We start from the raw sequence: 20,855 nt of genomic DNA, 5'->3' as shown, positions 1-20,855 counted from the left end.
CTGCGCTCAAAGAGTCACATGATGCGCGCCGCCGCCGTAAACGTTAAGCTACAGATCAGTACAGTTCGCACAAACTGTACCGAACATGGAGCAGTACAGATGGCGGGAAGCGACAGCAACGAGACGGTGCCGGGCACGCGCGTCGGCCTCGTGATGGACAATCTGCGCGAGCGCATCGCGAGCCGCTCGCTGATGCCGGGCGCGCGCGTGCCGTCGATTCGCGCGATGACCGACACGCTCGGCGTGTCGAAATCGACCGTGGTGGAAGCCTACGACCGTCTCGTCGCGGAAGGGGTGATCGTGGCGCGGCGCGGCTCAGGGTTCTTCGTGTCGGGCCATGCGCCGCCGCTCGCGCTCGCCGATCTCGGCCCCCGGCTCGATCGCGAGGTCGATCCGCTGTGGCTCACGCGGCAGTCGCTGGAGACCGGCTCGAAAGCGCTGAAGCCAGGCTGCGGCTGGATGCCGGCTTCGTGGCTGCCGGAAGACGGCGTGCGGCGCGCGCTGCGTGCGGTCGCCCGTGATCCGCAGTCACTGCTCGCCGACTACGCGAGCCCGGCCGGCTTGCCGGCGCTGCGTCAGCAGCTTGCGTGGCGGCTCTCCGCGCACGGCGTCGATGCGCCGCCCGAACAGATCCTGCTGACCGACGGCGGCACCCATGCGCTCGATCTCGTGTGCCGCTTCCTGCTCGAACCCGGCGACACGGTGTTGATCGACGATCCGTGCTACTTCAATTTTCAGGCGCTGCTGCGCGCGCATCGCGTGCGGATTGCGAGCGTGCCGTACACGCCGCAGGGACCGGATCTCGCGGCGTTCGAGCGCGTTCTGGTCGAGCAGCGTCCGCGGCTCTACGTGACGAACTCGGCGATCCACAACCCGACCGGCGCGACGCTCGCGCCGGCCGTCGCGCACAGGCTGCTGAAGCTCGCTGGGGAGCACGATCTGCTGATCGTCGAAGACGACATCTTCGCGGACTTCGAAGACGAACCTGCGCCGCGACTCGCCGCGTTCGACGGGCTCTCTCGAGTCGTGTCGATCGGCAGCTTTTCGAAGACGCTGTCGGCGGCGGTGCGCTGCGGCTATATCGCCGCGCGAGCCGAATGGGTCGAACCGCTGATCGATCTGAAGCTCGCGACGTCGTTCGGCAACGGCCAGCTAGCGGCGAGCGTCGTGCATCGGATGCTGGTCGACGGTACCTATCGGCGTCATCTCGAGGCGATGCGCGCGAAGCTGGCCGATGCGATGGGAGAGACCATCAGGCGTCTCGGCTATGCGGGCCTCGATATCTGGACACGGCCGCGCGCGGGCCTGTTCGTGTGGGCGCGCTTGCCCGAGGCGCTCGATGCCGCCGACATCGCCCGTCATGCGTTGACGGCGGGCGTCGTGCTCGCGCCGGGCAACGTGTTCAGCGCGTCGCAAGCGGCGGCGGGCTTTCTGCGTTTCAACGTGTCGCAATGCAATCGCCCGAAGGTGTACGAGGCGTTGCAACGGGCGATGGATGCGTGCGCGGTGTCGGCCGACGCGGGGCCCGAGCGCGTCTGAAACGAACTGAATCGAATCAGGCGCGCGAGGTCCTTGCTACGGCGTTATTTGCACAGCAGAAGCATCCGCTCCTGTTCCGAGCAGGGCGTGTGCGGTTTCGGCGCGGGTTGCGCGGCCGCCGCGCTCATCGCCGCGGTGCGGTTCGCGAGACACGCGCGCAGGTGCTTCTCGACCGGACCGTAATACTTCCATCCGCGTACGAGCGTCGGCAATTCGAGCTTCACCTGTTTCCATTTCGGATGGCCGTGCTCCTGCAGATTGTCGAAGTTCGCGCACAACGAGTCGGCGAAATGATTCAGATTGCTGACGGTGTCGCGCAAGCCATAGTCGTAGGTGACCAGAAACGCTTTGACCGTGAGGCCCGGTACGTCTTCCTTCAGCCAGCCTGGATAGCTGCTCTGACGGATCGTCGTCGGAAAGTAGGTCTGCTTTGCGCGGTTCGTCTCCGGCGCGTTGGGATCGGCGGGCAGCAGACGCAGTTGTGACAGCAGGTCGGGCTTCATGCTGGTGAATAGATTCGCGGGTTGCCCGACCACGATGATCGCGACGTCGATTTTCTTCACGATCAGCGCGGCCAGCGCGTCCTCGTTGCTCAGATGCACGACGTTCTGTTCGGGAATCGGCTGGCCGAACATCAGGCGGTAGAGCGTCGTCGCCGACTGCGCGGTGCCGCTGCCCAGCAGGCCGACGCTGATGGTCTTGTCCTTGATGTCGGCGAGCGTTTTCAGCGGCGAATCCGCCCGCACGACGACGTTAATTTCCTCGTCGTAGAGCGGCATGATCAGTCGCAACGGCCGGATCGTCGTGCCGGCATCGGGATTGCCCGTGTTGGCCATGTCGATGAACGCCTGGTACACGTCGGACTGCACGAGCGCGAGCTTCACGCCGGGCTCGAAACGCATGCGCTGCACGTTCTCGGCCGAGCCTTTCGACGCCACCACTTCCAGGTCGATGCCGACCGGCTGGGCCACCCATTTCGACAGGTCGTTGCCGATCTGGATATAGGTGCCGCGCTCCGGCCCGGTGACGATCTTGTAGTGCGCCGGTTCCGCGCCGGCCAGCGAACATACGACCAGTACCACCAGCCCCAGCCAGCCCGCGAGAAGTCTCTTCAGCATGGTCATTCTACCTATCGGTCAGGTTGATCCCGCTTCACGCGTGGCGCGTGGAAGCACCAGTGATCCGGTTGCCATGTCATGTTCAAACTGCTGTCAGGGCCGCTCCGTCTGTTGCCGCTCAGAGGGCGAATGATTATGTGGGAATCGGCACAGACGGCGGCCATTCGATCTGGTATGCGAAGCAATCTTTTTGCGCGACGGCGCAGTCGTTCGCGTCTCCGCGACACTGAGCGGAGGGTTGCGTCGCGCTTGAGCGCTAGTTGCTCCGCGGCGTCGCGGTTCGTACGACGCCGGCGTTCGTTGCCGTCGCGGCCAGCGCGCCGTGCTCCAGCATGCCGGCGGGCAGCGGTACCTGCAGTTGCGCCTGCGCGAGCGGCGCGCCCGGTGCGGCGTCCGCTGCCGCATGCGGCGGAGTCAGCGGCGCCCAGCCGGTCTCGCGAATCACGCGCTCGAGGATCACTTTCGCCGCGTCGTTGCTGCTGTCGATCGCGAGCGCCTCGTTCGCGTGCTGACGCGCGCACGGCCACGACTGCTGCGCGACGCAGACCTGCGCGGCCTGCAGCGCGGTATCGCGACGCTGGACGAGCGGCCGCATCTGATCGGCCAGAACCTGCGCATCGCTGTTTCCCGGTTGTAACGTTTGCGCGGCCGCGAGAGCGGCCTGCGCGGCGGACAGGTCGTTGGCGCGGAACGCGGTCCTCGCGACCTGCAACGCCTGTGCGGCGTCGTGGAATTGCGTCGCGGGCCGCACGGGCGTCGCGGCGAGCGGCGGCGTGACAGGCGGCGCGGCCGGTGTCGCTGGAATGACGGGAACCGCGGGTACGACGGGCGCGGGCTTCGCCGCCAGTTCGCTCACGGGCGGAGGCGCAGGCCTGGCCGCGGCCGGCGCGTGCGCGGTCTGTGCTTGAGCAATCAGCGGTGCGGACGCAAGCGGCGCGATCATGCCGGTCGTCGTTGTCCGGACATCCTGAGTGATCTGCTCGACGCCTTTATCTTCCGATTCGCCACCGTCGCTGAATAACGTATAAGCGATATACGCCAAGCCGATCGCGATGACCGCGCCGATCACGTATAGCACGCGCCAGATCGTCTGCGCAGTGTTGCGCGGCGCGTACATCGGATCTTCGTAAGGTGGGATAGCGGTGTCGGTCGACACGAGCGCCGTGTGCATGATCGGCTCGCTCTGCAACAGAGATTCGGACGCCATCGCGGCCGAGGCGATGACGGGCTCATCCCGTGTGCCGAACTCGTCGTCGAAGCGGGGCAGCGGCTTGTGCGTGGCGCTCGCGCGGCTGCCTGGAATACCGGTGCGGATGTGCGGATCGTCTTGCTCGAACGGATGCGCAGCGCCACAGTAGGGGCAGGCGTCGACTTGTCGGTACAGTGCGCCGCCGCAGCGTTTGCAGGGCGTGGGGAAACTTTGGCCGGTTGCTGTCTGGGTGGACATGCCGTGGACCCACCTTTGGAAAACGATGCCGTAAAGGCATGCTCCGGATCGTGTTGAGGCAGGAGCCTTGTCCGCGGAATCACGATCCACATGCGCCGGAGGTCGCGGAGACGTAGGCCGCGCCTGCGTTTCCACGGTTTCCAATATGTGATGTTTCACGGGGGACGTCAACGCGGTAGGCCCCTGGATTGTGTGCGCTACCGCTCATTCGGAGGTATGAAGAAACTTTGCCGATACGCTCAAAAACGAATGTATGTGTCTGTTGTTTCACGACAAATGCACGGGCGCACCCCATGTAGTGACCGCGACAAAAAAACAACGAGGCCGACGCGCTGCGCGTGCGGCCTCGTGATCGCCCGGCTATTGGATGCTTGCCGGTAAGTGTTTGCATCAGCATCCGGATCAGGCGCAGAAGAATGCTCAGTGCCTGCGCAACGGATGATCCTTCAGCAGCCACGCCAGCGCGAAGGCGAGCACCACGACGCATGCGGCCGACAGATACACGGTATGCAACGCGCCAGCGAACGCATGCAGATAGTCGTTGCGCAATGCTTCGGGTAGCTGACGAATCGCTGCGGGACCCAAGGCCTGCGGAAGTTCGGTATCGGGCGGGATCAGCTTTTCGAGGCGTGCGGCGAGTCCGTTCGAAAACACCGCGCCGAAACCGGCCACGCCGATCGAGCCGCCGATCGAGCGAAACAGCGTGACGCCCGACGTCGCCACCCCCATATGCTTGAACTCGACGGTGTTCTGGACCGCGAGGACCAGCACCTGCATCACCATGCCGAGGCCGCAGCCGAGCAGGCCCATGTACAGATACATCACATGAATCGGCGTATCGATCTGCAGGCGCGCGAGCAGCAGCATCGCCACGGAGACGAGGAACGTGCCAATGATCGGGAACAGCCGATACTTGCCGATCTTGCTGATCAGACGGCCCGTCACCATCGACAGGATGAACAGCCCGCCCATCATCGGCAGCATCTGCATGCCGGCTTGCGACGGCGTGGAGCCCTTCACGACCTGCAGATAGAGCGGAATGAACGTAACGGAGCCGAACAGCGATACGCCGATGATGAAGCTCACGAGGCTGCTGATCAGAAACGTGCGCTGCTTGAACAGTCCGAGCGGCATGATCGGCTCGACCGCGCTGCGCTCTTCGTGAATGAAGCCCCAGATCGCTACGAGGCCCATGCCGAGCGTGAACCACAGTTGCGGCGAGGTCCACGGCAGGATCGTGCCGCCCTGGCTCGTGAACAGGATGATGCAGGTCAGCGCGCCGGCGAGAAAAGCGGCGCCCATGTAGTCGATCGTGTGCTTGACGTGGCGCACGTGCGGCTTGAACACCGCGCCGATCACGATCAGCGACAGGATGCCGAGCGGCAGGTTGATGTAGAAGATCCAACGCCAGGTCAGATGCTCAACCAGAAAGCCGCCGAGCAACGGACCGATGACGGTGGCGAGACCGAAGATGCCGCCGAACACGCCCTGATAGCGGCCGCGCTCAGCGGGCGGAATCACGTCCGCGATCGCCGCCATCGTCACGACGAGCAGGCCGCCGCCGCCGAGGCCTTGCAGCGCGCGCAGCACGATCAGCTGACTCATGTTTTGCGCGATGCCACACAGTGCCGAGCCGACGAGAAAGATGACGATCGCCGTCTGCAGCACGATCTTGCGGCCGAACAGGTCGCCGAACTTGCCGTACAGCGGCACGACGATCGTCGAGCTGAGCAGGTAGGCGGTCACGACCCACGACAGGTTATTGAGCCCGCCCAGATCGCCGACGATGGTGGGCAGCGCGGTCGACACGATCGTCTGGTCGAGCGCGGCGAGCAGCATGACCAGCAGCAGCGCCGGAAACAGCAGCCGGATCGGCGGATGTTCGGCTGCGTCTGCGGCCGAGGCCTGGCGGGGTTCCTCGGGCGCGGAGTCGACGGACAGGGTCGTGGCGGGTTGTTCCATGGCGGCAACGCGTTGAAATTAATTAACTGAACGATTAATATAGGCGACATCGCCTCTCACGTCAAATTCAATGCAATGACAAGGATCTCGTCTGATGACGCCGCAGCGGACCACGTCGTGACAGACGCGGGGCCACCCGCGCGAATTGCCGCGAAAAAGCGTGGCGCGTCGAAGCCCAAACTGGAGGCGACGCAAGCGGATGCGCAGACCGCGAATCTCACAAGCGGCGCGCCAACCGGGGCGCCCGCCCGCCGCCCCGGCCGGCCGACGGGCGCCGCGCGCGGCCCGGAGCAACGTGCGCGCTTGCTCGACGCTGCGCTGACGTTGTTCGCAAGGCAGGGCATCGTCGAGACATCGCTCGGTGAGATCGCCCGCGAGGCCGGCTTCACACCCGCGATGGTGCACTACTACTTCAAGACACGCGATCAACTGCTCGATGTGCTGATCGACGAGTGTTTCGCGCCGTTGCGCGCAAGCCTCGGTCTGCCGTTCCGGGAAAATCCCGACGATCCGGTCGCGGCGATCACGCAGTTCACCGAGCGGCTCGTGCAGGTCGCGAGCGATAACCCGTGGTTCGCGTCGCTGTGGATTCGCGAAGTGATCAGCGACGGCGGTCTGCTGCGCCAGCGCATGCATGAGCGTTTCGGCTTCGCGCATCAGAAGGAGTCGCTGCTGGCGATCGCGCGTTGGCAGAAGGAGGGGCGCCTGAATGCATCGCTCGAACCCGCGCTCGTATTCGTCACGCTGCTCGGCATGACGATTCTGCCGCTCGCCACCTCGAAGCTGTGGCGTAATGATCCGTTGCGCCGCAATATCGGCGGCGCGGAGATCGCACGGCATGCGGTGGCGTTGCTGGTGCAGGGCATCGGGCCCGCCAAGGGCGCTTGAACCGGCGGCCGGTGTGGTGCACCGGTCGCCGTGTCGTTTGAAAAGGCCCCTAGATTTTGCGGTTTTTCTTCCACTCGTCGAACGCCGCCTTCGTCTCGTCGTTCGGCGGATAGGTGCCGGGTAGCGCGGCGCCGGCACGAATCCTTTCGGTCAGAAACGCTTCGAGCCGTTCCTGTTCGGCCGCGGCTTGCGCGACGTCGTCGGCCATCTTCAGCGGAATCACGACGACCCCATCCCCATCGCCGACGATCACGTCGCCCGGAAACACCGCGACGCCGCCACAGCCGATCGGCAGGTTGATGTCGACCGCGTGATGGCGGATCAGATTGGGCGGCGCGCTCGCGCCGGCGCAAAACACCGGCATGTCGAGCGCGGCGATCGTCGCGCTGTCGCGCACGGGCCCGTCGGACACCATGCCGGCCACACCGCGCACCTGCAAACGCAGCGACAGAATCGAACCGAACGACGCGCTGCCGCGCTCGCCGCGGCAATCCTGCACGAGCACATGGCCCGGCGGAATGGTCTCGACGCATTTGCGTTGCGCGTACTCAGGGTCCGCGAATAGCTCCAGCACGTCGATGTCTTCGCGCGACGGGATATTGCGCAGCGTGAACGCCGGCCCAACCAGATTCGCGCCGCGGCGCGGACCGAGCGGTGCGACGCCCTGCATGAAGGTATTGCGCAGACCGCGCTTGAATAGCTGCGTGGTCAGCGTGGCGGTGCTGACGTGACGAAGGATCTCGAGCGTCGCGGTGCAAAGCGCGGACGATGTGGCGGACATGGTGTCGGGCGGCCTCGGGTTGGGATGAGGGGACATCGATAGACGCGTGCGGACGGCCGCGAACCGAAGCATGCCGCGCATGCGCGCCCACGATGATAGCGCCGCGGCGCCAACGGTTAGCGGGTAAGCGCCAATTCATCTTTGTATCATCGACACGCGCGACCCGGCCCCTCTTCACGTGACGCGAACCCCTGCAGCGAGGCACGCGACATGCTTGCAGACTCGTCGGATGCGAGCGGCGCAACACGAACGACAGCGCCGCGTCGCGCAAACAATACGAAGGACGGAATCGAGACCGGGCGGAGAAGGCCGTACGAACGGGGTTCGTGCGAACCGCGCCGGAACATCGGGTGCCGGCAATCGGCGAGCCGCGGAAAAACTGCGGACACTCAGCAGCTAAATCGCGGCATGCGTCGAGCGCCGTTTTTTCATCGACGTGCAATTTTGGCGCGTTACCGTGCGCACGCGTTGTACTCGGGAAGGTGCTCAGCAATGTTTTACAATCGCGGACCTGTCTGCAACTCGGCGTGCGAAATCGAGTCGGAACCATGGACAGCAACACATCGGCCGCGCAAATCGGCGGCAATCAGCAGAGTGAAACGTTGGCCACTTCCGATGGCCTAACCGGTTTTCCAGAGCAACAACATACGATGAATGCAGCATTGAGGCTCGATCAGGCCACGATCGTGCTGGTAGAGGACGACCCCGACAGCCGGGAATCGTTGACCTTGCTACTCGAGGCGGAAGGCGCGAAGGTATGCGCGGTCGCCGATGCGGAAGAGGGTGTCGTGGCGGCGATGGAGTTGCTTCCCGACGCGGTCGTCTGCGACCTCGACTTGCCGACCATGGATGGCTTCTATCTGATCCAGCGGCTGCGCGATCACGAGATTTGCGGCGGCCATTCGCCCGCGGTGGCGGTGGCGCTGACTGGCCATACCGACGACGCATATCGCCTGCGCAGCATCGGCGAAGGCTTCCAGCATTTCATGACCAAACCCGCGTTGCCCGAAGCGCTCGTGACGTTGCTGCGCGACGCGATCGACGCCCGCGCGGCGGGGTGATCGCCGCTTCGTAGCGGGCTCGCAGCGGGCTTTCGTGGAGAGCGAGTAGTAGCAGGCCGACGCGCGCCGGGAAGACGTCGTTTCGCGGAACAGCGCGCGGCCATCGACGCTTCGCAGCGCATCCCACAGCGTTGCGCACCTGACGCGTAGCGCGCCGCTATTTCGCCGCGGCCGCCGGCGCGGCTTCGCCAGCCATTGCGGCCGCCTGACAGGCCGCACAGAGGCCCTTCAACTCGATTTCGTCGCTCGCGAGCCGATAGCCCGCGTCTTCGATCTGCGCGATCAGGGCCTGACGCAGCTTCGGTTGATGCAGCTCGGTGACGCTGCCGCATTGCTGGCATACGACGAGAATGCCGTGCTGGCATTGCGTCAGATCATGGCAGACGGTGAACGCATTGATCGACTCGATCCGATGCACGAGTCCCGCCGACAGCAAAAAATCCAACGCGCGATAGACGGTTGGCGGCGCCGAGCCCGGGTGAATCTGGCGCATTTCGTCGAGCAGTGAATAGGCCTTGGTCGCGCGTCCCGAGTTCAGCAGCAGTTCGAGCACCTTGCGCCGGATCGGCGTGAGTTTTTCGCCGCGTTCGCGGCAATATTGCTCGGCCAGTGCGAGAGCCGCTTCCTGCGACGGCTGATGCACGTCGTGATGCACATGATGCTCGTGCGCATCGGCGGCGGAGGCGGCAGGTGCGGGAGTGACCGGATGGCCGGTTGCGGCGGGCTTGGCGGCGGGGTTGGCGGCGGGGTTGGCGGTTTTCATGCGTCGATTATAGAGGCATGCGCGGTGGGTCGCCGCGCCGGTCGGGGATCGGCGCGGCACAGGCGCGGCACAGGCGCGCGGGCGGCGCTTACGACGTCGCCAATGAACCGGCCGTTCAGGTCAACGGAAAATCCACGTACTTCTTGAAGCCGGTGCGCGTCGTCAGACGCGAATACCAGCGCTCCAGACTCGGCAGCGGCGGCCGCTGCAAACCGTCGAGGCCGAACCAGCGCTTCGCGTACGCGCCGATCACGATATCGGCGAGCGTGAACTTTTCGCCTTCGAGAAAGAAGCGGCCCTGCAGATGCGTGTCGAGCAGGCGCCACAGCACGGTGACCGCCTTCACGTCGGCGGCGAGTTTGGCGGCGTCGCGCTCGGCCTCCGGCGTGCGCACGAGCGACCAGAACACGGGACGTTCCACCGGCTGCAGCGTCGACAGCGACCAGTCCAGCCAGCGGTCGATGCTCGCGCGCAGTTTCGGCTCGGCCGGATACAGCAGGCTCGATTCGCCGTATTGCATCGCCAGATAGCGCAGGATCGAGTTGGATTCCCACAGCACGAAGTCGTCGTCGACCAGCGTCGGGATCTTGCCGGTCGGGTTCATCGCGAGATAGTCGGGGTCGTTGTTGCGGCCGAATTGCAGGCCCGCGTCGATGCGGTCGAATGGCAGTACGAGTTCGTCGCAGCACCACAATACTTTCTGGACGTTGACTGAATTGGTACGTCCCCAGATCGTAATCATCCGGTAAATCCTTTTCTCTTACGGTTGGCAAGCCGCGCCTCGCGCGCGGCGTTCAGCCAGTTACGATACACGATGCGCGAAGCTTTGCGCGGCATCCGAACGGCGCCCTGCGCGCGAGGCGGCACCCAGCCTCGCGGACGCGACGCCCGCCACCGCGTTGCGTACAATGACCGCACCCCGAATTGCGCACTGAGCCGACACGCGTGGACTCACGCATCCAAACCCAATAAGGCATCGCATGGCCCGCATTGTTCCCGACGACTGGAAGAGCCTCGAAGCGACCGGCGCGGCGGCGCGCGAGCGCGAAACGCTCGCGCTGCTCGAACAGGCACTGCCCGCCGATTACACCGTCTATCACGGCGTGCATTGGACTCGCCTGAACCAGAACTTTTCGGTATTCGGCGAGGCCGACTTCGTGATCGTGAGTCCTGCCGGGCGTCTGATGATCGTCGAGCAGAAGACCGGCTTTCTGCGTGAAACGCCGAAGGGGCTCGTCAAGGTGTATCTGCAGACCGAGCGCAACGTCGCGATCGCGCTCGCGCATACGATCGAGAGTCTGCACCGGCGTTTTACCGCGGCGTTCGGCGCCGGCACGTATTTCATCGAGGAACTGCTGTACTGTCCCGATCACATCGTCAAGGACGCGGCGATCGCCGGCGTGAATCCCGCGCGCATCGTCGACGCGACGCGGCGCGAACGGCTCGCGGCGATCATCCGCGAAGCGCTGCCGGCCGATGAGCCGCGCCTTCCCAGCGCATCGAAAATCCATCACTTTCTCGCCGACGAACTCGCGCTGGCACCCGACACGAGCGCGCTCGTCGGCCAGGCGGGCACGCTCGTCACGCGCCTGTCGGGCGGACTCGCGACGTGGGCCCGGCGGCTCGAATTCGCGCCGTTCCGTTTGCGCGTGGTCGGCACGGCGGGCTCCGGCAAGACGCAACTCGCGGTGCAGGTGATGAAGGACGCCGTCGCGCGTGGCGAGCGGCCGTTGTACGTGTGCTTCAACCGGCCGCTCGCCGATCACATCGCGCGGGTCGCGCCGCCGGAGGCGAAGGTCGCGAATTATCACCAGCTGTGCGACTGGATCATGCGCGACGCGGGCCGCGCGCCCGATTTCCAGTCCGCGCAGGTATTCGACCAACTGGAGGCCGGATTCGCCGACACGCCGATCGAACCGCGCTGGCAGTTCGACGTGCTGATCGTCGATGAAGGGCAGGATTTCCAGCAGTCGTGGATTGCCTCGCTCGAGCGGCTGCTGCGGCCGGGCGGCGCGTGGTGGTGGCTCGAAGACCCGCTGCAGAATCTGTACATGCGCGAGCCGGTGTCGTTACCCGGCTGGGCCACGCTGAAGGAAACCACCAATTACCGCAGTCCGCGTGACATCCTCGACTATCTGCGCGACGTGGTCGGCTCGTCGGTGCCGCTTGCCGCGGCGCTGGCGTCGGGCAGTCCGTTCGACGGCTCAGACGTTTCGGTGTCGGTCTACGACGAAGCGCAGGCCGCCGAAAGCAGTATCGACGCGACCAAGCGCGCGATCACCCACGCGCTCGGGCTCGGCTTTCGCAAGCAGGACATCGTGGTGCTGTCGTTCCGCGGCAGGGACGGTTCGGCGATGAGCGCGCTCGATCATCTCGGACCGCATCGGCTGCGCAGCTTCACCGGCAAATACGATCTGTTCGGCAACCCGGAGTATCGCGACGGCGACGTGCTGTTCGAATCGATCTACCGCTTCAAGGGGCAGGCGGCGCCGTGCGTGATCTTCACCGAGATCGACTTCGACGCGTTCGACGAACGCGTCGCGCGCAAGCTGTTCGTCGGCGCGACGCGCGCGACGATGAAGCTGATCGTCGTCGCGTCGCAGCGGGCCGCGCGTCATTTGCAGTTGCGCGAGGGGAAGGACAAGTAGAGCGCTGAGCCCGGCTCAACTCCATGCCCTTGCGCTCACCAGCATCCCCGTGCGCGTCAGCGCATCCCACCAGATCACGCGCAACAAAGGCGCCTGCTGCGCGATCAGCAGCGCCTGCACCGGATCGCTTTCGACGAAGTGCGTGACACCCGAGCGCAGCGCCGCGCTCGCCTTGTGCGCGGCCGCGCCGGAGGGGCTGTCGTCGTGCAGGCCGGGCGCGCGCATCACCAGTTGCAGATGAGCGAAGCCGTGTCGCGCGAGCCACGCTTCGGTGCGCGCGCGATCCATCTCCGGGCGGCCCGTGATGATCGTGCGCACGTGTTGCAGGTCGATGCCGGGCAGCACCTCGAACGGCAGCAGCGCGTCGCGCTCGGCGAGCGCGCCGGCAAGGTCTTCGTCGTAGCGCGCGAGCGGTACGTCGGGCAGCAGGATGCCGTCGAGGTCGATTGCGTAAGCCGCGTATTCGTGGTCGTTGGCCATCGCCGGCGCGGCGCCGGCTTCGACGCGTGCCCAGTCGTCGCGGTAGCGCTCGGTGTACGCCTGGCGCTCCCATGGAAAGAGGGCGAAGTAGCCGCGCGCGTCGATCGCGTAGTCGGGCTGCACGCGGCTCAGTTCATCGACCGCGGCGGTCAGCGTTTTGACTTCGAGCCCGTGCGACTGCAGGAACGCGATGCAATCGGCGAGCGTAAAACCGCGTCCGGCGATGTCCTCGCACAACAGCACCTTCGAGCCGGCGGGCGGGATCGGCAGCGTCGAATCCCATGCGACCGCGCGCGTCTGGCGATCGTAGCGCAGGAACGCGACCGGCGCGCCGACCGCGTGCGACACCATCAGCGCGAGCGGCGCGCCGCCGCGCAGAATGCCGAGCGCCATCGTGAAACGCTCGGTGAGCAACTCGGGTTGCAGCGATTCGATCCAGTGATCGAGCTGTTCGTACGTCAGGGGCAAGACCGGCTTGTTCATGACTATCGGGCTTTTGAGTCAGCGCATTTTGGCGATATTATGCATGCGGGTCAAAGGTCGCGTGTCGGGGTGGCACGCGTTTGACTGCACGGTATGGCGCAACACTTCGCGTGGCATAAGATCGGCTGACCGTGGCGCCGCCCACGGTCCGGCGAATCAACTAAAACGGATAAAAAAAGCAAATGGCCAACCTGATTGCAACGCTGCGCAATGCAGCCGGCGAAACCGGTGTGCCCTCGCGGATGCGCTGGCTGGCGGGGCTCGCGGGACTGATCTTCGGGCTTACCGTCTATGGCGCGCATGCGCAGCCGGACGTGCGGCAGTCGCCGGCGCTGGCGCTCGACGTCGAGGGCAAGATCGCCAACACCAACGACGCCGCGCATCGCACCTATCACTTCGACGAGGCTCAACTGCTCGCGCTGCCCGTGCATACGATCACGACTTCGACCACCTGGACACCGCGCTCGACGTTCGCCGGCCCCAGGCTCGCCGACATCCTGAAGGCCGTCGGCGCGCGCGGCAGCGAAATCGAGCTTCACACGTACGACGATTACACCTACACCGTGCCGGTCGCGGACTGCGAACGCTACGGCGTGATCGTCGCGTACAGCATGAACGGCCAGCGCCTGAAACTCAGCGACTTCGGGCCGCTGTTTCTGATCTATCCGCGCGACGCTTTTCCGGATGAACTGACTGGCGCGGTCGGCGACTCGAAATTCGTATGGCAGATCAAGGCCCTCATCGTCAAATAGCGCGCCGTCCGTGGCGGCGCGCGATGTACGTGCTGATCTGGCTGATGGCGCTCGCCGCGCCCGTCGGCGCGATCGGCTACCTGCTGTATGCGAACCTGTTGAACCCGCGCGCGACCGAGCAGTTGACCGGCACCTACGACGGTTTCTACTGGGACGCCGCACAACTGCAGATCGCCTACGCTCGCTTCGAGAACCAGCTGCTGCTGTATCAGTCCGGCGCCGACGACGACTATCAGCGGTTGCTGCTGCGCTTCCAGCTGCTGCAATCGAAGCTGCGCGTGATGGCCGGCTCGACGCAGCGGCTCTCCGCGCAGCTCGCTCTGTTGCAACGGCAGATCGACGAAATCAAGACGCTCGAGAATGTGCTCGACGACATCCAGCCCGAGATCGACGTACTGCCGCGCGACCGCACCCGTGCCGCGCGGATCGACGCGCAGCTGCGCCAGCACTGGAGCGAGGTCAACGATCTTGCGCTGTCGCGCCGTTTCGCCGATGTCGCCGACCGCGAAGCGATGAACCGCGATTTCATCGACAAACGCCGCCTCCTTTTCGCGGGTGGTCTGGTGCTGCTGTTGCTGTCGGCGGCGGCGACGCTGCTGCTCGTGCTCAACGGCCGGCGCCGCACGCGGCTCATGCGCCAGCAGCGCGCGGCGCTGGAAGCCGAGCATCAGGCAAGCCGCGCGGCGCGCGAGGCGAGCCTCGCGAAGGATGCGTTTCTCGGCATGATCAGCCATGAGCTGCGCACGCCGTTGCATGCGATCGTGTCGTCGGTGGAACTGCTCGGCTTCCACTATCACACGGAGGCCGACCGCAAGGTGATCCAGCGGCTCGAATCCGCGGCGCGCCATCTCGAAGCTCAGATGAAGGACCTGACCGACTACGCGCGCCTCGGCGCCGGCAAGCTCGAACTGCGGCACCAGCATTTCGAGCCGCGCGAGCTGCTGGCGTCGATCGTCGATGAACACACGATGTCCGCCAAGGCGCGCGGCCTGAAGCTCGAAAGCGAGGCGAGCGGCGCGAGCGGGCTCGTCGAGTCGGACCCGCACCGCATCCGGCAGATCGTCAACAACCTCGTCACCAATGCGATCCGCTACACCGAGACCGGCACGGTGCGCGTCGAGCTGCGCCAGCAGCCGGCGCTGCTGGTTTTCGTCGTCAGCGATACGGGACCGGGCGTGCCGTCCGAGCAGATCCCGCTGATCTTCGAGGAGTTCACTCAGCTCGACGCGAAGCGCTCGCGCCGTTTCGAAGGCGCCGGCATGGGGCTCACGATCGTGCAAGGGCTCGTCAAGCTTTTCGGCGGCACCGTGGATGTCGCGAGCACGGTCGGCGAGGGCACCCGCTTCACCGTGACGATTCCGGTCGTGCCGGTCGCCACCGTCGAGCCGGCCGACGTCGCGGCGCAAGCCGAGCCGGACGGCGCGCAACCGTGCGTGCTGATCATCGACGATAACAGCCTGATCCGCGAGTCACTCAGCGAAATGGTCGCGCACATGGGCTACGACTCGCTCGCACTCGGCAACGCGAACGACGCGCTCGCGTGGCTCGATACACACCGGTGCGAAGTGGTGCTGCTCGATCTGCATATGCCGGGGCGCGACGGCTACACGTTTCTCGAGGACTTCGCGGTGCGCGGTGGACCGTCGGCGGGCGTGCCGGTGATCGTGGTCAGCGCGTACGCGCCGGAGGTCGTGCGGGATGATGAAGGTGGGGTGACTGGCGCGCCGTCGGTGTTCGAGGCGCTGTTAAAGCCGGTCCATTACGAGGATCTGAAGCACGCGCTGCAGCGCGCGCTGGCGGCGCGGCATCAGGCGTGAGGGCGGCGCCGCGCCCGGGGCGCGCATCGGCGCCAGCGGTTCAGGGGCGATTCAGCCGCTTCGACAGATCGGCGACGAGGATCGCCATGCGCGCGGGCTTCTCGTAGCACGCGACGTCGTAATCGCGGATCACCTCGCTGATCTCCGATTCGCTGGCCTTGCCGGTCAGCAGCTCGCCGGTCAGCACGAAGATCGGCGCGTCCGGGTTCTCCGACGCGCGCACCGCGCGAATCGCGGCCGCCGAGGTCTGCGAGCCGAACAGCCAGTCGATGATTACGCCGTCGAACACCTGGGTTTGCAACTGCTCGCTGAAGGCCGCGAGCCCATAGATCGCGACCGCCGCGAAGCCGCTGCGCTCCAGATAGTCGCGCAGGTTATCGGCGCTCGCGCAATCGTCGTCGACCACCGCGATGGTTGGCTTGTCGGTTTCGGCGCGGCGCGGATAGATCTCGATCTTGTGGACTTCATAGGCGCTCTGATACAGCGCGCCATCATGCCGCGACACACGCCATTGACCGAGCCGCGAATAGGCAACGAATTCCGGACGGCTGCCCGGTTCCAGCGCGGCGCCGACCCACGCGGTACAGGCGATTTCGGTCGCGCCGACGCAGAACACCGCCTCCTGGGCGATCGCGCCGACCACGCCCGGATCGAGCGACTGCGCGCCGAACAGCTGCGCCGCCGGTTCGTCGAATACCTCGGCGACTTTCTTGATCTGCGACAGCGTCCATGGACTATTGCCGCGCAGTTTGCGGTGCCCCTGAGAAAAACTCAGATCGAGGATGCGGCATAGCTCCGTGGTTTGCTGGCGCTTGCCGATTCCATGCCGGCTCATCAACTCGCGCACGCGCTCGGCAACCGCGATGGAGTCCGGTGAGTGTGTTTCGTTGGCCATACTGCGTGAAGATCCGCGAGTTAAAAGGTACAGGTGGTACGCGGTCGACAGGCGCAAGCCGACCTTGCGCATGCAATGCGCATGAATCGGCCACGCGGGGACAGCAAATGTACCGTAAAAAAATTCACTGTTTATGATTTTGTCAGACCGTCGCCGAGACCGTAAATGCAAGCGACGCAGCCGTCGCGCGGGTGACTTTTGATGCATTGAGCATCAAAAAGCATTCTACCGGTGAAACGATGACGAAACCGTAGGGAATCCACGAATGAGTTGTGCGCAAGCCAACGGTTCCGGCTTCTGGCCGCAAAGCGTTCAACTCGCCGGCATCGTGTCGAGCCGGGCCGCCGAGTTTTGAAGTCCCTTGAAAATCCGCTCGGCGACCTTGCCCGGAAAGCGTTCGGGCAACGCCGCCGACACCCGCTCGATCACGCCGGGCGTCTGCTCGATCAGACGCTGGATCAGCGGCTCGGCGTTGGCGCCGTACGAACACTTCAACGCCATCGCGTTGAAATGACGCCGCTGCACGTCGCGAAACGCATCGTGCTTGCTGCGCGACCACAGACCCATCGCAAGCCGCGCCTTGTACCACGACCACTGGTTCGGGCCATTGCCTTCGACCGGCCAGATCGACATCACGTCGTAAAGCGGCGTCAGACGGTACTGGCCGCCCGCGAGCAGACGGATGCTGAAGTTCTTCGCGTGGCCGTCCGGCGCGGCCAGCATCCAGAACAGGATCTGGCTCGCGAGCAGGGTCTCGAGGTCCTGCCGCGCATCGACCGACTGCTGCAGAATCCGCGCGAGATCGAGCACGCCGGGGCCGCCCTCGTTCTCGTACTTGCGATGCGACGGCACGCCGTACACCTGGCAGAAATCTTCCTGCGGCAAACGCAATAGCCAGCTGCCGCTCGAATGCATCTGCCGGTCGAAGCGTTCGACGGCGAGCACGCGCTGCTGGCCGAAGCTGAGCACCTCCGTGTTCGCGACCGGCAGGCCGAACTCGCGCAGAATCCGCATGCACAGCCACTCGTTTTCGACCGACGTGCTCAGATCGGCGAGCCGGTTGCCGACTAGCCCCAACGGCAGCTTGAAGATATGCGTGGTCGGCGTCGCGCCGTGCGGCCGCTGCCATTGGCCGTCGTGCCACAGCAGCGCAGTTTTCTCCTGCGCGCCGGCGAGCGAGATGCGGAAGTCGTCGGGTTCGTCGGGCGCGCCGAGCGTCGGTTTGCCGACCGTTTGCGCGAGCAGCGCCTCGATGTCGTCGTCGGAGAGCGGCGTGCCTTCGATGCGCTGAACCCCGGCCGGCGCGTCGTCTTCGCCGAGCAGCTGGACTGCGCCGACGCAGTCGCGGCCGATGGCCCGCAGCAGGTCGAACGCGTCGAGCGTTTCGGTCCGGTAGCGCTGCGCGATGCGTTTGCGGATAGCGTCGCTGTCGGGCAGCAGGTTGTCGAAGTAGTTGAGCACCCGCGGCCCTTTGTGCGTCATGTTGCCGGGCGTGAACGGCAGCGACAGCGACAACGGACGACCCGCCGGCGACGCGATCCAGGCGGCGTCGTAGGCGAACTCCATCGGACCACGCGCGGGCAGACGCCAGACGCCGACGCGCTCGCCGTTGGCCCAGACCGACAATGCCTTCGAGGCGGTTTGCCGGGCCATCTCACCACTCGACGTTCGGTGCCGGCTCGGCGCTCGGCTGATTTTTGTCGCGCAACTGCAGTTGCAGGCCGTAGGCGCCGCACAGCGCGAGCAGCTGCGTAAGCGTGAGCCCGCTCGCATCGGTTTCGAGCGCGGAAATGCGGCTTTGGCTCACGCCGACGCGCGCGGCCGCCTCGGTCTGCGTGAAGCCGGCCTGGCGGCGGCTGGCCGCCAGCAACTGCGCGAGCTGGTCCGACGTGGTGATCAGATGGAGCATGGCGGATTATTTGCGAGACGAATAAACGCAATTTATGCGTCACACGAATATTTGTCAAATATTTGCGTGACAGATAATCGACGAATATCCGTGTGACGGATAATCGCGGAATCCGGCAGGAGCCCGCGCGTCGTCCTGGCCGCGACCAGCAGCGGTGCCGAACTCACGCGGCATTGCGGACAATGGCCGCCACTGCGAAGATGACGCCCACGTCTCCAACCCGCCCAACCAATGACCACGACTTACCCGCTGCACTCGACCTTCACGCCCGCCGACCAACCGTTTCCCAGCCGCGCCGACGTCGTGATCGCGGGTGCCGGCATCATGGGCTGCGCGGCCGCTTATTACCTGGCGCGGCGCGGCCTGTCGGCGGTGGTGCTCGACAAGTCGCGGATCGCCGGGCAGCAGTCGTCGCGCGCGTGGGGCTTCGTGCGCCAGCAGGGTCGCGAAGCCGCCGAGGTGCCGCTGATGATGGCGTGCATTCCATTGTGGCAAGAACTCGAGCGCGAGCTGAATTTCGATCTCGAATGGCGCCAGGGCGGTTGCCTGTATGTCGCGACCAATGACGAAGACTGGACTTCGTTCCAGCAATGGCTCGAAGTCGCGCGTCAGCATGGCCTCGACACCCGCACGCTCGACCGTGGGCAGATCGACGCCGTCGTCACCGGCATGCAGGGGCCCGCGCTCGGCGGCCTATACACGCCAAGCGACGGTCAGGCCGAACCGCGCCGTGCGGCCGCGGCGTTCGCGGCGCGCGCGGCCGAAGCCGGCGCGCTGTTTTTCGAGGGCTGCGGCGTGGTCGGCGTCGAACGCGCGGGTGGCGCGATCGCCGGCGTGGTCACCGAGCGCGGCACGATTCGTACCTCGCGTTTGATCTGCGCGGCCGGCGCGAGCAGCTGGCGGCTCCTCAGGACGCTCGGTCTCGAACTGCCGCAGCAGGCGGTGCGCGGTACCTGCATGCGTACCAATCCGCTGCCGCCGATCACGGCGTCGACGTTCTGGGGGCACGGCCTCGGCATCCGGCAGCGCGCGAACGGCGCGATCAACCTCGCCGACGACATGCAGGTCGACGTCGACATGACACTCGGCCATTTCCGCGCGCTCAAGTGGTTTTTGCCGGAACTGTGGACCCAGCGCGAGAAGTTCAGCTTCCATCTGAACGGCGCCTGTCTGCGCGATCTGCGCGAACGTCTGCCGGGCGGCGTGCCCGACGCCGAACGTGTGCTTTATCCGCGCGACCCGCATCCGCAGCCTAACCCGAGCCACGCGCCGCGCGCGCTGAACAAGCTGCGCGCGCTGTTTCCGGCGTTGCGCGACGCCCAGGTGGTCGAGGCGTGGGCGGGGCTGATCGACGTGTTGCCCGATGGAATTCCTGTGATCGATGCGCCGCCGCAGGTCGCCGGCCTGACGATCGCGACCGGTTTTTGCGGACATGGGTTCGCGATGGGGCCGATCGTCGGCAAGCTGCTCGCTGAACTCAACGATGGAAGCAACGCGTCGCTCGATCTGTCGGCGTTCCGTTTGCAGCGTTTCTTCGACGGCACGATGAAGCGGCCGCGCAGCATGCTGTGATTGTGCGCAACGCAACCCGACCCAGTACAACTCAACCCGACCGATACCAGCGATGACCGAACCCGTTCTCCGCCACGCCGATGTTCCGTACTACACGCAATGGGGCAGCCCCGAGTGGGTGCGCGACATCGTCGAACAGCAGCGCGATCCGTGCGACGATCCGCACTGGCAGCGCAGCGGTTTCGCCGACCCCGAGCGCTATCGTTTCTGGGCGCAACGCCTGTGCGGGCTGACGTGCCTTGAATCGGCGCTCGACTACTGGGGCATCGATCACGCGCCGCGCGCCGCATTGCTCGACGACGCGCTGCGGCACGGCGTGTATCGGCTGCGCGACGATGGCGGTGTCGACGGGCTGATCTACCGGCCGTTCGCCGACTGGGCGGGCCCGGCCTTCGGCCTCGATATCGACGTGCTGCCGCAGGCGTCGCTCGAGGAGATCGCGGCGCGGCTCGACGCCGATACGCTCGCGATCGTGTCGGTGAGCCCCGAGATCCGCTATCCGGAGCGGCCGAACCAGCAGCGGGGCGGTCATCTGATCCTGCTGCACGGCCGGGATCGCGACGGCGTATGGTTCCATAACCCGTCGGGCGTCGCGCCGCATCAGTCCGACGTGTACCTGCCGTTCGCGACGATGTCGCGTTTCTATGCGGGGCGGGGGATGACACTCGGCCGCTGCACGAGCTAGCTGGCGCGCAGGGCATGACGCGGCCTTCGCGATTCGGGTCTGCTTCCTGCTGAGG

At 65.6% G+C, this 20,855-nt stretch carries 18 protein-coding genes; 8 read left to right on the top strand and 10 right to left on the bottom strand.

All coding sequences use genetic code 11. The features are described from left to right. Nucleotides 1-99: 99 nt before the first annotated feature. Nucleotides 100-1,539 carry a PLP-dependent aminotransferase family protein gene (locus AB3X95_RS27735; protein ID WP_368623065.1) on the top strand — a complete coding sequence of 480 codons (1,440 nt, stop codon included), beginning with the start codon at nucleotides 100-102 and terminating at the stop codon, nucleotides 1,537-1,539. A 44-nt stretch (nucleotides 1,540-1,583) separates the two neighbouring features. Here the strand turns inward: AB3X95_RS27735 and AB3X95_RS27730 are convergent, their stop codons facing one another. The 3 genes from AB3X95_RS27730 to AB3X95_RS27720 all read right to left on the bottom strand — a co-directional run bounded on the left by AB3X95_RS27730 (nucleotide 1,584) and on the right by AB3X95_RS27720 (nucleotide 6,066). After that, nucleotides 1,584-2,657 (bottom strand): TAXI family TRAP transporter solute-binding subunit, encoded by a 1,074-nt coding sequence (locus AB3X95_RS27730; RefSeq protein WP_176105722.1) that lies wholly within the window; start codon nucleotides 2,655-2,657, stop codon nucleotides 1,584-1,586. 256 nt (nucleotides 2,658-2,913) lie between these two features. Beyond that, entirely contained in the window at nucleotides 2,914-4,104 is a 1,191-nt protein-coding gene (locus AB3X95_RS27725) for a hypothetical protein (RefSeq protein WP_368623064.1), read from the bottom strand. Between the two features lie 420 nt (nucleotides 4,105-4,524). Beyond that, entirely contained in the window at nucleotides 4,525-6,066 is a 1,542-nt protein-coding gene (locus AB3X95_RS27720) for an MDR family MFS transporter (protein WP_176123137.1), read from the bottom strand. Between the two features lie 117 nt (nucleotides 6,067-6,183). Here AB3X95_RS27720 and AB3X95_RS27715 point away from each other — a divergent pair, with 117 nt between their 5' ends. Beyond that, entirely contained in the window at nucleotides 6,184-6,954 is a 771-nt protein-coding gene (locus tag AB3X95_RS27715; protein WP_176368287.1) for a TetR/AcrR family transcriptional regulator, read from the top strand. A gap of 49 nt (nucleotides 6,955-7,003) precedes the next feature. On the opposite strand, the gene AB3X95_RS27710 is transcribed toward AB3X95_RS27715, so the two are convergent. Next, on the bottom strand, nucleotides 7,004-7,735 hold the full coding sequence (locus tag AB3X95_RS27710) for a ribonuclease activity regulator RraA (protein WP_176123135.1): 732 nt from the start codon (nucleotides 7,733-7,735) through the stop codon (nucleotides 7,004-7,006). A gap of 548 nt (nucleotides 7,736-8,283) precedes the next feature. Between AB3X95_RS27710 and AB3X95_RS27705 the strand changes: the two genes are divergently transcribed. After that, a complete protein-coding gene (locus AB3X95_RS27705; protein WP_176123211.1) occupies nucleotides 8,284-8,796 on the top strand; it encodes a response regulator in 513 nt (170 codons plus the stop codon). A 157-nt stretch (nucleotides 8,797-8,953) separates the two neighbouring features. On the opposite strand, the gene AB3X95_RS27700 is transcribed toward AB3X95_RS27705, so the two are convergent. Both AB3X95_RS27700 and AB3X95_RS27695 read right to left on the bottom strand, forming a co-directional pair. Beyond that, a complete protein-coding gene (locus AB3X95_RS27700) occupies nucleotides 8,954-9,559 on the bottom strand; it encodes a Fur family transcriptional regulator (protein ID WP_176123134.1) in 606 nt (201 codons plus the stop codon). Nucleotides 9,560-9,674: 115 nt separating this feature from the next. Then, nucleotides 9,675-10,301, bottom strand: a complete 627-nt coding sequence (locus AB3X95_RS27695) for a glutathione S-transferase family protein (protein ID WP_176369886.1) — start codon at nucleotides 10,299-10,301, stop codon at nucleotides 9,675-9,677. Between the two features lie 238 nt (nucleotides 10,302-10,539). Here AB3X95_RS27695 and AB3X95_RS27690 point away from each other — a divergent pair, with 238 nt between their 5' ends. After that, a complete protein-coding gene (locus AB3X95_RS27690) occupies nucleotides 10,540-12,207 on the top strand; it encodes an ATP-binding domain-containing protein (protein ID WP_176369885.1) in 1,668 nt (555 codons plus the stop codon). 15 nt (nucleotides 12,208-12,222) lie between these two features. Here AB3X95_RS27690 and AB3X95_RS27685 read toward each other — a convergent pair whose 3' ends face one another. Further along, a complete protein-coding gene (locus AB3X95_RS27685) occupies nucleotides 12,223-13,170 on the bottom strand; it encodes a phosphoribosyltransferase (RefSeq protein WP_184228181.1) in 948 nt (315 codons plus the stop codon). 182 nt (nucleotides 13,171-13,352) lie between these two features. Between AB3X95_RS27685 and AB3X95_RS27680 the strand changes: the two genes are divergently transcribed. Both AB3X95_RS27680 and AB3X95_RS27675 read left to right on the top strand, forming a co-directional pair. Beyond that, on the top strand, nucleotides 13,353-13,922 hold the full coding sequence (locus tag AB3X95_RS27680; RefSeq protein WP_176369883.1) for a molybdopterin-dependent oxidoreductase: 570 nt from the start codon (nucleotides 13,353-13,355) through the stop codon (nucleotides 13,920-13,922). After that, nucleotides 13,892-15,739, top strand: a complete 1,848-nt coding sequence (locus AB3X95_RS27675; protein WP_176123129.1) for an ATP-binding protein — start codon at nucleotides 13,892-13,894, stop codon at nucleotides 15,737-15,739. Before AB3X95_RS27680 ends, AB3X95_RS27675 begins: the two co-directional genes overlap by 31 nt. Before the next feature lie 40 nt (nucleotides 15,740-15,779). Here AB3X95_RS27675 and AB3X95_RS27670 read toward each other — a convergent pair whose 3' ends face one another. The 3 genes from AB3X95_RS27670 to AB3X95_RS27660 form a co-directional block, all read right to left on the bottom strand. Next, nucleotides 15,780-16,634 (bottom strand): helix-turn-helix domain-containing protein, encoded by an 855-nt coding sequence (locus AB3X95_RS27670; protein WP_176123128.1) that lies wholly within the window; start codon nucleotides 16,632-16,634, stop codon nucleotides 15,780-15,782. A 312-nt stretch (nucleotides 16,635-16,946) separates the two neighbouring features. Next, a complete protein-coding gene (locus AB3X95_RS27665) occupies nucleotides 16,947-18,287 on the bottom strand; it encodes a type II toxin-antitoxin system HipA family toxin (RefSeq protein ID WP_368598586.1) in 1,341 nt (446 codons plus the stop codon). A gap of 1 nt (nucleotide 18,288) precedes the next feature. Next, nucleotides 18,289-18,543 (bottom strand): helix-turn-helix domain-containing protein, encoded by a 255-nt coding sequence (locus AB3X95_RS27660; RefSeq protein ID WP_018433135.1) that lies wholly within the window; start codon nucleotides 18,541-18,543, stop codon nucleotides 18,289-18,291. Nucleotides 18,544-18,774: 231 nt separating this feature from the next. Here AB3X95_RS27660 and AB3X95_RS27655 point away from each other — a divergent pair, with 231 nt between their 5' ends. Continuing rightward, complete coding sequence (locus AB3X95_RS27655) at nucleotides 18,775-20,115, top strand: NAD(P)/FAD-dependent oxidoreductase (protein WP_368623063.1); 1,341 nt, start codon at nucleotides 18,775-18,777, stop codon at nucleotides 20,113-20,115. A 52-nt stretch (nucleotides 20,116-20,167) separates the two neighbouring features. Further along, the gene (locus AB3X95_RS27650; protein WP_176123125.1) at nucleotides 20,168-20,800 is read left to right on the top strand and encodes a C39 family peptidase; all 633 of its coding nucleotides are present in this window, start codon (nucleotides 20,168-20,170) and stop codon (nucleotides 20,798-20,800) included. The last annotated feature ends 55 nt before the right edge of the window (nucleotides 20,801-20,855 follow it).

This window comes from Paraburkholderia sp. BR13444, from assembly GCF_040948755.1.
Lineage (GTDB): Bacteria > Pseudomonadota > Gammaproteobacteria > Burkholderiales > Burkholderiaceae > Paraburkholderia > Paraburkholderia youngii.
This window is presented reverse-complemented; position numbering and strand designations above follow the sequence as displayed.